9 protein-coding genes are annotated in these 12,250 nt (G+C 66.0%); 6 read left to right on the top strand and 3 right to left on the bottom strand.

The features are described from left to right. Nucleotides 1-8: 8 nt before the first annotated feature. From C560_RS0118205 to C560_RS22385, 4 genes are read left to right on the top strand one after another with little or no spacing between them, the layout of a single operon-like run. Nucleotides 9-1,436, top strand: coding sequence for a gamma-aminobutyraldehyde dehydrogenase (locus C560_RS0118205; protein WP_026539270.1), 1,428 nt, complete (start codon nucleotides 9-11; stop codon nucleotides 1,434-1,436). 20 nt (nucleotides 1,437-1,456) lie between these two features. Further along, complete coding sequence (locus C560_RS0118200; RefSeq protein WP_026539269.1) at nucleotides 1,457-3,232, top strand: amidohydrolase; 1,776 nt, start codon at nucleotides 1,457-1,459, stop codon at nucleotides 3,230-3,232. Between the two features lie 9 nt (nucleotides 3,233-3,241). Beyond that, on the top strand, nucleotides 3,242-4,504 hold the full coding sequence (locus C560_RS0118195) for a M20 family metallo-hydrolase (protein WP_026539268.1): 1,263 nt from the start codon (nucleotides 3,242-3,244) through the stop codon (nucleotides 4,502-4,504). A gap of 51 nt (nucleotides 4,505-4,555) precedes the next feature. Continuing rightward, nucleotides 4,556-5,146 carry a class I SAM-dependent methyltransferase gene (locus C560_RS22385; RefSeq protein ID WP_269320036.1) on the top strand — a complete coding sequence of 197 codons (591 nt, stop codon included), beginning with the start codon at nucleotides 4,556-4,558 and terminating at the stop codon, nucleotides 5,144-5,146. A gap of 1,150 nt (nucleotides 5,147-6,296) precedes the next feature. Here C560_RS22385 and C560_RS22380 read toward each other — a convergent pair. After that, nucleotides 6,297-7,184: a helix-turn-helix transcriptional regulator gene (locus C560_RS22380; RefSeq protein ID WP_043423404.1), complete on the bottom strand. Its 888-nt coding sequence runs from the start codon at nucleotides 7,182-7,184 to the stop codon at nucleotides 6,297-6,299. 213 nt (nucleotides 7,185-7,397) lie between these two features. Between C560_RS22380 and C560_RS0118170 the strand changes: the two genes are divergently transcribed. Next, nucleotides 7,398-8,795 (top strand): MFS transporter, encoded by a 1,398-nt coding sequence (locus tag C560_RS0118170; protein ID WP_051533268.1) that lies wholly within the window; start codon nucleotides 7,398-7,400, stop codon nucleotides 8,793-8,795. A 743-nt stretch (nucleotides 8,796-9,538) separates the two neighbouring features. Here C560_RS0118170 and C560_RS0118165 read toward each other — a convergent pair. Continuing rightward, complete coding sequence (locus tag C560_RS0118165) at nucleotides 9,539-10,087, bottom strand: GNAT family N-acetyltransferase (protein WP_026539265.1); 549 nt, start codon at nucleotides 10,085-10,087, stop codon at nucleotides 9,539-9,541. A 605-nt stretch (nucleotides 10,088-10,692) separates the two neighbouring features. Then, entirely contained in the window at nucleotides 10,693-11,472 is a 780-nt protein-coding gene (locus C560_RS0118160) for a hypothetical protein (RefSeq protein WP_026539264.1), read from the bottom strand. Between the two features lie 92 nt (nucleotides 11,473-11,564). Between C560_RS0118160 and C560_RS0118155 the strand changes: the two genes are divergently transcribed. Further along, nucleotides 11,565-12,164, top strand: a complete 600-nt coding sequence (locus C560_RS0118155) for a YdeI/OmpD-associated family protein (protein WP_026539263.1) — start codon at nucleotides 11,565-11,567, stop codon at nucleotides 12,162-12,164. The last annotated feature ends 86 nt before the right edge of the window (nucleotides 12,165-12,250 follow it).

Below are 12,250 nucleotides of genomic sequence, written 5' to 3'. Positions count from 1 at the left end.
AGCCCGTCATGATCACCCTGCACAACATCATCAACGGTGAGACCGTCCCAGGCAGTGCCGCCGACGGTTCGGACGCGGCCACCCTGCCGTTCTTCGACCCCGCCACCGGAGTCCAGCTCGGCACCGCCCCGGACAGCGACGCCGCCACCGTGGACCGCGCCTTCCAGGCCGCCCACACCGCCTTCCAAAGCTATAAGCGGACCACCCCGGCCGAACGCCAGGCCATGATGCTCAAACTCGCCGACCTCATCGAGGCCAACGTCGACAGGCTCCTGGACGCCGAGGTGGCCTGCACCGGCAAGCCCCGCCAGATCACCCGCGAGATCGAGATCCTCCGCGGCGCCGACCAACTGCGCTTCTTCGCCGGCGCCTGCCGCGTGGTGTCCGGGACCGCGCAGACCGAATACGTCCGCGGCTTTTCCTCCACCGTCCGGCGCGAACCCCTCGGCGTGGTCGCCCAGATCACCCCGTGGAACTACCCGTTCATGATGGCCATCTGGAAGATCGGACCTGCGCTCGCCGCCGGCAACACGCTCGTCCTGAAGCCGGCCGACACCACGCCCTGGTCCACCCTCGTGCTGGGCGAGCTGGCACAGGAGGCCTACCCGGCGGGCGTCGTCAACGTCATCTGCGGCGGCCGGGGGACCGGCGCCGCCATGGTGGATCACGAGATCCCGGAAATGGTGTCCATCACCGGCTCCACCCGGGCCGGGGCGCAGGTGATGTCCGCGGCGTCGAAGACCCTCAAGGACGTCCACCTGGAACTCGGCGGCAAGGCGCCGGCAATCGTTTTCGCCGACACCGACATTGACCTGGCCGCCAGGGAGATTGCGCTCGGTGCGTTCTTTAACGCCGGGCAGGACTGCACCGCCGTGACCCGTGTGCTCGTGGAGGAACCCATCCACCAGGAATTCGGTGCCGCGCTCGCCGCGGCGGCCGCAGCACTGCAGGTCGGCGGCGACGCCGCGGACCTCGGTCCGCTGAACAGCGCCGCCCAGCTGGACCGGGTGGAAGGCTTCATGTCCCGGCTGCCCGCGAACGCCAGGGTCCTGGCCGGAGGCAAGCGGACAGGCGCCGGCTTCCACTTCGAACCCACCGTGATCGACGGCGTGTTCCAGGCCGACGAGGTGGTCTGCGAGGAAATCTTCGGACCCGTCGTCACCATCCAGCCCTTCCGGGACGAGGCCGAAGCCGTGGAACTCGCCAACGGGACCAAGTACGCGCTGGCCTCCAGCGTCTGGTCCAACAACCACGGTGTTGTCACCCGGGTCTCCAACGAACTGGACTTCGGCGCCGTCTGGATCAACTGCCACCAGGTGATCCCGGCCGAGGCCCCGCACGGCGGTTTCAAGCACTCCGGCACCGGCAAGGACCTCTCCGTCTTCGGCCTGGAGGACTACACCCGGATCAAGTCGGTCACCACCTCCCACCGCTAAAGAACCACGCTAGGTAACCAATGAAACTCGATCTGCTGCTGCGCAACGCGGACATCATCACCATGGATGAGCGCCGCCCGCATGCCACGTCGCTGGGGGTCTGGCAGGGCCGGATCGTGGGCCTCGACGATGACCTGGACGGGCTGGAGACCGCCGAAGTCTTGGACCTCGGCGGCGCCACCGTGACCCCCGGGTTCATCGACGCCCACTGCCACACCACCTGGTTCGGGCTGGGCCTGGGTGAACTGGACGTCTCCGGCGCGCGCGGACTGAACCAGCTCTACGCCCTGCTGGAGGCCGGCATGGCGGCAGACAGCAATGCAGATCCAGATGCTGAGGCAGGGGCAGGGCCAGAGCCGGAGCCCGGGACCGGCCAGGCGCCGGGCTGGCTGCTGGCCACCGGCTTCAGCCAGACCCAGCACGGCGGCGAGTTTCCGGACATCACCGTCCTGGACCGGATCACGGGCAACCGGCCGCTGTTCATCCGGCACAACTCCGGCCACATGGCCGTGGTCAACACCGCCGCGCTCCGGCTGGCCGGCGCGGAACCGGCGTCGTTTCCGGATCCCGACGGCGGCGTGATTGTCCGCGACGCCGACGGCCGCCCCACCGGGCTGGTCCAGGAAACCGCGCAACAGCTGATCCAGCAGCTGATCCTGCCGTACCCGTCCGACGCGATCGAAGCCGCACTGGACCGGGCCACCCGCCACTACGCCGCAGAGGGCATCACGAGCTTCACCGAGGCCGGGATCGGCGGCGGCTGGATCGGCCACAGCCCCGTGGAGCTGGCCGCCTACCAGCGGGCGGCGGCCGCGGGCAGGGTCCACGCCCGGGCGCAGCTGATGCCCGTCCTGGACGTGCTCCACCCGCTCGGCGGGGAGCACCCACAGGACGCGGCGCCGGCCGGACTGGACCTGGGCATCGCCAGCGGCTTCGGTGGCGACTTCCTGTCCCTGGGCCCGGCGAAGGTGTTCCTGGACGGGTCACTGCTCGGCGAAACGGCCGCGGTCAGCCAGGACTACTGCAGCCACGGCGGGACGGACAACACCGGCAACACCGGCTACTTCCAGGCCGAGCCGGAGGCGCTGCGGACAAAGATCGAGGCCGCCTACGCGGCCGGCTGGTCGATCGCGGCGCACGCCATCGGCGATCGCGCCGTTGACCTCGCGATCGACATCATCACCGCCTGCGCCGCCAAATACGGCCCCCGGGCCGTGCCCAACAGGATCGAACACGCCTCGATGACCCGGCCGGAACAGCTGCAACGGCTGGCCGCCGCGGACATCGCCGTCACCCCGCAGGCCAGCTTCTTCGCCGGAGGCGGGGACGGCATGACGCTGTCCCTCGGCCCGGAACGGCTCGGCTGGGCCTACCGTGCGGCGTCGTTCCTCGCTGCGGGGGTGACCCTCGCCGGCAGCTCCGACCGGCCCGTGGCGGACGGAAACGTGCTCCGCGGGATGCAGGCCTTCGTGGACCGGCGCACCGCCTCCGGGGCCGTGTTCGGGAACCCGGACGAGCGGCTGGGCCCGCTCCAGGCCCTGGCCGCCTACACCACCGGCGCCGCAGCAGCCACGGGCGCCTCCGCCGTCAAGGGTTCACTGACCGCCGGGAAGCTCGCCGACTTCACCGTCCTGTCCGGGTCCCCGCTCACCGCGGCCAGCATCGCCCAACTCCAGGTGCTGGCCACCGCCGTCGGGGGGAACTTCACGTTCCGGAGCCCCGGCCTCACGTCCCCGGTTGCGGTCGGTTCGGCCGCAACCGGTCCATTCTTCAGCGCAGCCACCAACCGTTCATAGGGGAACACCGTGACCACTCAGACCTCTTTCAGCACCCGCGACGCCGCGTTCGTGCGGGACTTCCACATCATGAGCGAATTCGGCGCGACCGAGAACGGCGGCGTGGAACGCCAGGCCGCCAGCGTGCCGGACGGCCAGCAGCGGCAATGGCTCACCGGCCTGCTGGAGGCCAACGGCTTCACCGTCCGGTTCGACCGGGCCGGCAACCAGTGGGGCCTGTATGAGGCCGTGCCGGGAGCCCCGTTCGTCGTGGTGGGTTCCCACATGGATTCCCAGCCGACGGCGGGACGCTACGACGGCGCGTACGGCGTGCTCGCCGCAGCCCACGCGGCCTTCCGGCTCGTGGAGCAGTGGGCCGCGGCCGGAGACGCCGGGCAGCCCCGGTTCAACATCGCGGTGGTCAACTGGTTCAACGAGGAGGGCTCCCGCTTCAAGCCGTCCATGATGGGCTCCTCCGTCTACACCGGAAAGCTCGAACTCGAAACCGCGCTGGCCACCACGGACGCGGCCGGAGTCACTGTCCGCGAGGCCCTGGACGCGATCGGCTGCCGGGGCAGCTACGAGGGCCCCGAAGCCGCGTACTGCGCCGAAATCCACATTGAACAGGGCAGGAGCATGGAACGCGAAGGCATCACCATCGGCCTGGTGAACTCCAACTGGGCGGCCAACAAATACGAGTTCGTGGTCCACGGCGAGCAGGCCCACACCGGCTCCACCGTGATTGCCGACCGGAAGGACGCACTGCTGGGCGCGTCCATGATGGTGGTCGCCGCCCGGGAACTCGCCGACACCTACCCCGGTGTGCTGCACACCTCCGTGGGGCAACTGAACGTCTACCCCAACTCGCCCGTGGTGGTGCCGTCCCGGGTGAGCCTGCTGCTGGACCTGCGCAGCGCCGACGAAGCTGTCCTTGCCGAGGCCGACGCCCTGCTGGACGAGCGGATCGCCGGGATCGAACGGCTGGCGAACGTCACGGTGGAGCGCAACCACGCCCACACCTGGCCCGTGACCCCCTACCAGCCCGAGGGCGTGGAACTCGCGGCCAAGGTGGCGGCGGACCTGGGCCTGGCCAACAAGCAGGTCATGACCCTGGCCGGGCACGATTCGACCAACATGAAGGACCTCGTCCCGACGGTCATGCTGTTTGTGCCCAGCGTCGACGGGATCTCCCACAACGAGCACGAATACACCACGGACGAGGACATCGTGGCCGGCCTGGCGATGCTCACCGAGGTAGTGAACCGGCTCTGCAACGGGGCGCTGGAGGACTGACTGCGGACCCGGGGGTTCCTCCGCGGATTGCAGCACAGCGAGCTGCGAATTGTGGCTCCCAGTAGAACGCGCCTGACGGAGGGACGCACTGTTGTTGGCATAGACCCGTCGGAGACGATGCTTGCGTTCGCGCGACGTCGGCAAGGAGCGGACGCGGCGGACTGGATCCTCGGCGACAGCCGCGCCATCCCTCCCAGGAACTTCGACGTCGCCGTGCTCACGGGCAACGTCGCCCAGCACATCCTCGACCCGGAGTGGCAACGGACGTTGCTGGATCTCCGCGCTCATCTGCGAACAGGTGGAGTGCTGGCCTTTGACAGCAGGAACCCCGAAGCCCGTGCGTGGGAAAACTGGGGGACGCAGGAGCGCGCTCGCCGCATGACCCAGCATGGGCCGCTCGTCGAATGGGCAGACGTCGCCGAGCCTGACGATGGCGTCGTTACCGCCAGGTTCCACAACCAGTTCCTGCGAACCGGTGAAAGTGTGACCGAGACGGCGCGCTTCGCTTTCCGCCAGGCTGACACCCTTGGACAGCAGCTCGCTGCAGCCGGCTTCGAGGTCGATGCCGTGTACCAGGACTGGGCGCGCACGTCATTCACCCCAGACGCATCTTTCATGGTGTTCATTGCCCACACCCGGTGAAGGATCTGCTTGCGGGCGGCCTGTCTCGTAACCTCGGTGTGTCTCGAAACCCATGGGATTAGAGGCATTGAAGTTACGAGACACAGGGATCCAGCCGTCCTATAAGGGAATCCCCAACTGGCCGCAATGCCCAAGGACTCCGTCGTGCAAGAATCGCCGCATGGTGAGGACGAGAGGCACACGAGGGAAGAACTGATGATCCTCGATGCTCTACTGCGGGCGATGGATCGGCGTGACGAGGTCTTCCAGATGATTGAGGACTCAGAGAACGTAGACGAAGCAAGACGTGGGGTGGGCCAGCTGTTGGGTGTGGGCGAGTTGGGCAGCCGGGCAGTCCTCGACCTGCAAGTTAGATGGCTCACCCGAGACCAGCGTCAGAGGCTCGCTTCCCGAGCAGCAGAACTTAGATCGCAGTTGCCTGATGACCGCTGAGGAAGTGGAAGTTTGGAACCACGAGCGGTCTCTCCCTCGTCTAATGGGCAGCGCAGAATCGCCATAAGGCATCCAGGTGGGGATCCCTCTGCGAACGCGGACACAGTTGGCTTCGAGGACGATCCTAATTGGCGGTGCGTTTGATAGGCCCTAGAAGCTTGATCGAGCCCACTGCTCTCCCAGCGCGGATCGCTCCGCTTCTTCGTTCGGACCTAGGTCGAGGACCTCAGAGACTGACGGGTCGCTGTCGATTACATGGCCGATGCCAACGACTCGGTATACGCTCGCATCATCTGGATGCTCATCACCGCAGAGCGCGCACCAATCCCCGTCTGGCCGAGCGACAAAGAGCACGGGCCTAATTCCGTCGAAGACATCAATGCACACGTAGCACTTCGTCTCATAAGGCGGACCCTGCTGTAGCGGTGGGTGTGTCACAGATATGCGCCCCTCGTCGGGGGTACTGGAATGCGCCCTACCGACAATCCGTTTCCCCGGCTTCATGCCGCAACTATCGCACGCGTCAATCTTCTGGCGGCTCAACGAAGTCGTGACGCGCGGGCCACAAATGCACACTATTCGCGCATGGGCTTCCCCCTCTTGCCTTCCCTAGGGCGTCCGTAAGCCGGTCCCTTACCGGACGCATTGCCGTCCGCATAAGCCACCGGCTTACGGCGCGGATACAAAAAGCCGTCCTTCGCGCTTGGATAATCGCCAGCTAATTGATCTGGAGGCGGGCAAGCCCGTCCTTGCGGTGTGCTGTCTTCGAGGTTGTGGCCAGTAGTTGCAGGCCGGCGGCGGCAGGGCTGTCCTCGTCGGCGGTGTACATCAGGATTCGGTGTCCGGATTCGTCAGGTTGGGCAAGGACCTCGAAATTCAGTTCCAGGGTCCCGACCTCTGGGTGGTGCATCAGTTTCAGGCCTGACATGCAGTTCTGTACCGGGTGTTTGGCCCAGAGCTTGGCGAACTCGGGGCTTTTCAGTGTCAGTTCACCAACAAGCCCAGTCAGTTCCGGGTCCTCGGCTGACTTCCCTGCAAGCAGTCGCAGCGACGACACGGCGCGGGCGGCTTCTTCGGGCCAGTTCACGTAGAGGGCGCGGGTGTGCCCGTCGAGGAACAACAATTTCGTCATGTTCGGCCGTTCGGCCAAGTCGTTCGGGCTGTCAAAGTCCAGGTGCCCGGCGACGAGCTTGTGCCCCAGGGCATTCCAGGCGAGCACTTCGCTTCGCCGGCCCAGGACAACAGCCGGCGTGCTAGTCATCGAGTTGATCAGCAGCACTGTTCCGGGGCGGGCACGGTCCGGCCGCGCCTGAGGCCGGCGCTTGGACTTGCCCGGCCGAGCGAGGTTGAAAAGGTGTGCCCGTTCGTCTTGGTTGAGGTTCAGCGCCCGGGCGATCGCATCGATCACCGCCTCGGAGGCGTTGTTGCTCAGGCCCTGCTCCATCCGGGTGTAGTAGGTGTTGCTGACCCCGGCGAGCATGGCGAGTTCTTCACGGCGCAGTCCGGGGACTCTGCGGACACCGTAATTCTTGATCCCCACGTCCTCGGGCTGCAGTGCCGCCCGCCGGATACGAAGGAATTCCCCCAGCTCACTCACGTTGCTCATTCCCCCAGTCTTCCCGGGCAGGAGCTGATTGTCCTGTCCCTGCCAGTGCTACCCACAACGTGGTGTGGTTGTCGATTCCCTTTGGGCCCACGCTGAAACGGACAGCATTCAGCACCTCACCTTCACACCCAAGGAATACCTGTGACAACCTCGAACGACGTAGACATTCCACAAATCGGGGTCGCGGCCGCGCCCGCACCGCCTGCATCCGGTATGACGGGCAAGCAACGGCTGACCCTCATCGTCCTGCTCACAGCCAGCTTTACCCTGGCCGTTGACTTCTCCATCCTGAACGTCGCCCTGCCCACTATCGGCGCCGATGTCGGGTTCAGCCTCGAAAACCTGCAGTGGATCGCCACGTCGTTCGCCTTGTGCGCGGCGGGGCTGACGCTGCTCTTTGGCCGGGTCGCGGACCTGGTTGGCCGCCGCCGGATGTTCATCACCGGCATGGCCCTGCTCGGCGCCGGCTCGCTGCTCGGCGGTATTGCCACTGAACCGATGCTGCTGATCACCGCCCGCGTCGCCCAAGGTATGGCGACTGCCATTGTGGTTCCGGCGGCTTTGTCGCTGTTGCTGTCTTCCTTTCCTGAAGGCAAGCTGCGGGAGAAGGCACTGGGCCTGAACGGCGCGCTCATGGCCGCGGGGTTCACCACGGGCGCGATCCTCGGTGGCCTGCTCACGGACCTGTTGAGCTGGCGCTGGGCCTTCCTGATCAACGTCCCCGTTGCGGTGGCCGTCCTGGTGCTGGCCCCGATGGTTCTGGCCGAAAGCCAGCGCACGGAGAAGACCCGCCTGGACGTGCCGGGCGCCGTCACAGTCACCCTGGGCCTGCTCGCACTGGTCTTCGGACTCACGCACGCCGCAGAGTCCTCGTGGACCGACGCGACCACGCTGGCGGCTTTCGCCGCGGCCGTTGTTCTGCTGGCCTCCTTCGTCGCGGTCGAACGCCGCGCAGCGTCACCACTGGTTCCCCTGGGCATCCTTAAACGGTCCACCGTGGCATGGGGCAACATCGCTGGGACCCTGGCATTCGTCACCGAAACCTCACTGGTTTTCCTGCTGACCCTGTACCTGCAGCAGGTCCTCGGGTACACCCCGCTCGGGGCGGGGCTGGCTTTCGCCGTCCTGGGCTTGGGCACTGTCCTCGGCGGTGTCCTCGGGCCGAAGGTGATCGGCAAGGTCGGCAACAAGCGCGCCATCGTGTATGGGTTCATCGTCCAGGCCGTTGCGACAGCCTCCCTGGTGCTGCTCAGCAACGACCCCGCGGCCATCGTCCTGCTGCTAGTCGCGACGTTCATTGGGGGCGTCGCGAACCTGGTGGTCATTGTCGGTTTCATGGTCACCGCCACCTCCGGCCTGCCAGGGGAAGAAACAGGGCTCGCCACCGGACTGGCAACCATGAGCCAGCAGATCGGCATCACCATGGGCATCCCGGTCATGAGCGCAATCTTTACCGCCCAGATCGTGGCACTTGGATCGTCCGACAGCCCGGCCGTCCTCACCGGCGTCATCCTGGCCATCTGGGTCAACGCCGCACTGTGTATCGCGACAGCACTGGCAGTGGCAATGTTCCTGCGCACGTCGACAACCGAAAAACCCTCAGCCCCCTAGACCACACCCAGCAGCCGTTGAGGCAAGCCCGCTCCAATTGCCCTTCCCCCCTCACTGCGAGCAGGCTTGCCTCTTCTGGTTACATTCTTCATCTGCGTCACACCAAGGCGTCGCCGTCCGTCAAGTCCAGCGTCCGGCTAAGGATCCTTTACCGGACGCCAGCGCGTTGGAGTCTTTCGGATGCTTGCCAGGTGAGCGCCTGCAAGGCGACAGGCGGTGATTGGAAGAGGCTCTCGCCCCTGGCATTGTGTAGCCCGGCCAGAGGCTCGCAGCCCAGGCAACCTCACGCTCTTCAGCGGTGAACACTTGGCCTCTCGCCCGTTCATAGCAATCAATGAATTCTTCCGAAGCTTCCAAGGACGCAAGTGTCGGGACCGTAGTGCTGGCGAATGCTCCCGAGGCTGCACCGACAATAGCTGCTGCCGGAAGGGCCACGAGGCTGTCCCAATCGTGGACCGCCCAAGGGACGGCACCTTCCCAGCGAAGATTCTGGCTCTCCCAGTCTCCATGGCCGGCAACCAGGGGAAGCGCCGCTCGGGCGAGCCGATCGGAAACGGTGCGGGCTATCGCGTGCACGTGTCCGGGCACGCGGTCCTGGTCCATGGTGTCCACAACTGGATTTGGAGGCCACAAGCTTGCTTGGACATCAATCGCGGCGCGGCCTACTTTGAACTGAGCACCGCGAGATCGGGGTAGCCTTCTGGCTATGCGGCCACTCGCGACCACTTGCATCCACGGCCGTTTTATTGGGGAAAAACGTCTTCGCGCAAAATGGAATAGAGCATGGAGTCCCGACGGACTCCCCGTACCAGTCGGTGGGAACGAAGCCGTCCCTCCAGGGAGAAACCGCTCTTCTCCAGGACGCGAATTGAGCCAATGTTGCCCGGGTGGCACGTGGCGCTGATGCGCTCGAGGTGGAGCGTGTTGAAACCAAATTCAAGTAGCTGACTGACGGCTTCTGTGGCGTACCCGTTTCCCCAGTAGGCGCGGTGGAACGTGTACCCAAGTTCTCCGTTGCGGTCGTGGGGATCGGTGGTCCACACGGCCACCGATCCAATGAGCTTTCCGTCCAAGACGGCGGCGAGCGAGTAGGCGGACCGATCCGCTTCCAAGTGTGCTCGGGCGGCATCATCGATGAAGGCCGTCGTCTGTTCCAGAGTGTTTGGGCCCCAGGCCGACCAGCGGGTGACCTCGGGATCTGAGGTGTAGTCGTGAACGTCTGCGATGTCCGCTGTTTTGAAGTCTCGGAAGCTTAGCCGAGGCCCGCGTGGATAGGACGTTGAAAGACTCACGATTCACCTTTTCAGCCGGTTGCCAAGCTACAAGCTTAATGACTTAGTAGGTTGCCATTAATACATGACAGATGGCGCGACGCCGTTATACGGACTGTTCCCCTTCTAATCCGTTGGATCGTCCCGTAAACCGGTCGCCTAGCGAGCAACCAGGATTGAATTCTTCCCTCGGCGCTGTTGCTAGCCTCTGTAAGCACGTTTACCCCGTACGATGAAATGCACGGTGAAGGCGCCCTAACCGCTACGCTCCAGACTGTCTCAAAACCCTTGAGATACGAGGCGTCTCGTCCAGGGGAAAGCAACGCGTCCGTAGGGTTCTAGTTCCCGTGCAATCACATGGCTTTCCCAAGCACCAGGCCATTCTCATAAATATGTCTAGAAACCCTCTGCTCGAATCGGCATAACAATCATTAGTTACAAGACATACTCGGAGGCAGGCATGTCGAAATCTATTGGCCATGCGGGCGTTTCGTCGAACGGAACTTCAGCATCTTCAAGCACTGGCGGGCCCCGGCAACCCGCTACGACAAACTCGCACTCACCTACCGCGGCGGAGCAGTTCTCCGAGCAATCAGTATCTGGCTGACCGCTTTAGGAGACACGCCCTAGGTGCCTTCGGGCTTGTGTGAGATCCAGAGCATCGCCCCGTGGGGGTTCTCCGGCAGGTCGGCCGCGTCCGGGTTGGCCACGTGCAGGGTCCGCCCGAAGGCCTCTTCCGTCAGGCTGACACGGTGGCCGGCGGCCGCGAGGCGGTCCCGCAGGGCGGCGAGGTCGCCGGTGTATTCAAACCCCAAGCCGGTTCGGGCGGCGCCGCTGGCGGGCCGGACCATCAGCACGCCGCCGTTCTTCGCCGTGAAATCCGCGGTTTCGTCATCGTCCGGGGCCGGCCGCAGCCGGGCGCCCATGTTCCGCAGGGTTTGCGCGGCGGCGGCCGCGTCCGGCGTGAACCAGACTTCGACGACGGCGAGGGCAGGATCGGCGTCCGCGCACTGCGCGCCGTGGGCGGCCTTGTCCGCGAAGAAAGCGAACCCGTCCTCGCCCGTGATGCGGCAGGTATCGCCGTGGCGGGCGCTGACCAGCTCGGCCGGGGCGGTCCCGTCCTCCCCACCGGCGGCGTTGGTGCGGCGTGCGAACTCCGCCAGATCCCCGACCTCGACGCCGAAGTCCGTCTTTCCATCCAGGGCGGTGCCGTCCTGACCGGCTCCGTCCCCGGCATCCGCCCCGGCGGCGACCGCCGCTACCCGGTGCAGCGCGAGGCGGCCCGAGCCGGCGTCGAACTCCTGCCAGTCGCCGTCGTCGACTGTCCGTACCATGCCGAGGGCGGACAGCAGGCCCTCCCACTGGTCCATGCGGGAGGTGTAGTGGATCGGGCGGACGCGCAGCATGGGATCTCCTTGCGAGGGACGGTTTTTGGCTCCTCCTGTCATGGTGCCACCAAAGCACCCCTCCGGTCAGCCCAGCAGGGCACAATGGGCCCATGGCTGTTGAACTGGAGGAACTGCTGGTGAAGGACGCCGCCGAGTGGCGCGCCTGGCTGGAGCAGCACCACGCGCAGAGTCCCGGCGTGTGGCTCGTGCTGCACAAGAAGGGCGGATCGGTGACGGAGCTGGACTACGAGGCCGCGCTGCAGGAGGCGCTGTGTTTCGGCTGGATCGACGGGCAGGGGCGGCGCCGGGACGAGGAAAGCTCGTTCCAGCGGATGACCCGGCGGGGACCCAAGAGCGTGTGGTCGGCCCGGAACGTGGAGCGGATTGACCGCCTGGAGGCGGCGGGACGGATGGCACCCGCCGGGCAGGCGGCCGTCGCCGCCGCCAAGGCGGACGGGCGCTGGGAGGCCGCCTATTCGGGCTCGGCGACGGCGGAGGTCCCGGATGACCTCGCCGCCGCCATCGCGGCGGACCCGCGGGCGCAGGCGATGTTCGAGGTCCTGACGTCCGTGAACCGGTTTGCCCTGATCTACCGCACCAACTCGGTCAAGCAGGCCTCGACCCGGGAGCGGAAGATCGCCGGGTTCGTGGCGATGCTGGCCCGGTTCGAAACGCCGTACCCGCAGGCCCGGCGGCCCGGAAAACCGTAGCAGAGAACCGTAGCCGCCCCGGGGCGCATCCCAGAGAATTCCCAGCGGCCCTCCGGGCTGCAGGGAGTTGAAGCTGGCAGGATTGG

The sequence above is a fragment of the Arthrobacter sp. 9MFCol3.1 genome, from assembly GCF_000620385.1.
GTDB lineage: Bacteria > Actinomycetota > Actinomycetes > Actinomycetales > Micrococcaceae > Arthrobacter.
The sequence above is the reverse complement of the archived record's forward strand: the minus strand, read 5'-3'. Positions and strand labels throughout refer to the sequence as shown.

Excerpts from the sequence above, each read along its gene's own strand:
- C560_RS0118205 (WP_026539270.1), top strand. The coding sequence starts at position 9 with ATGATCACCCTGCACAACATCATCAACGGTGAGACCGTCCCAGGCAGT.
- C560_RS0118155 (WP_026539263.1), top strand. The coding sequence starts at position 11,565 with ATGGCTGTTGAACTGGAGGAACTGCTGGTGAAGGACGCCGCCGAGTGG.
- C560_RS22380 (WP_043423404.1), bottom strand. The coding sequence starts at position 7,184 with ATGAGCAACGTGAGTGAGCTGGGGGAATTCCTTCGTATCCGGCGGGCG.
- C560_RS0118160 (WP_026539264.1), bottom strand. The coding sequence starts at position 11,472 with ATGCTGCGCGTCCGCCCGATCCACTACACCTCCCGCATGGACCAGTGG.
- C560_RS0118200 (WP_026539269.1), top strand. The coding sequence starts at position 1,457 with ATGAAACTCGATCTGCTGCTGCGCAACGCGGACATCATCACCATGGAT.
- C560_RS0118170 (WP_051533268.1), top strand. The coding sequence starts at position 7,398 with ATGACGGGCAAGCAACGGCTGACCCTCATCGTCCTGCTCACAGCCAGC.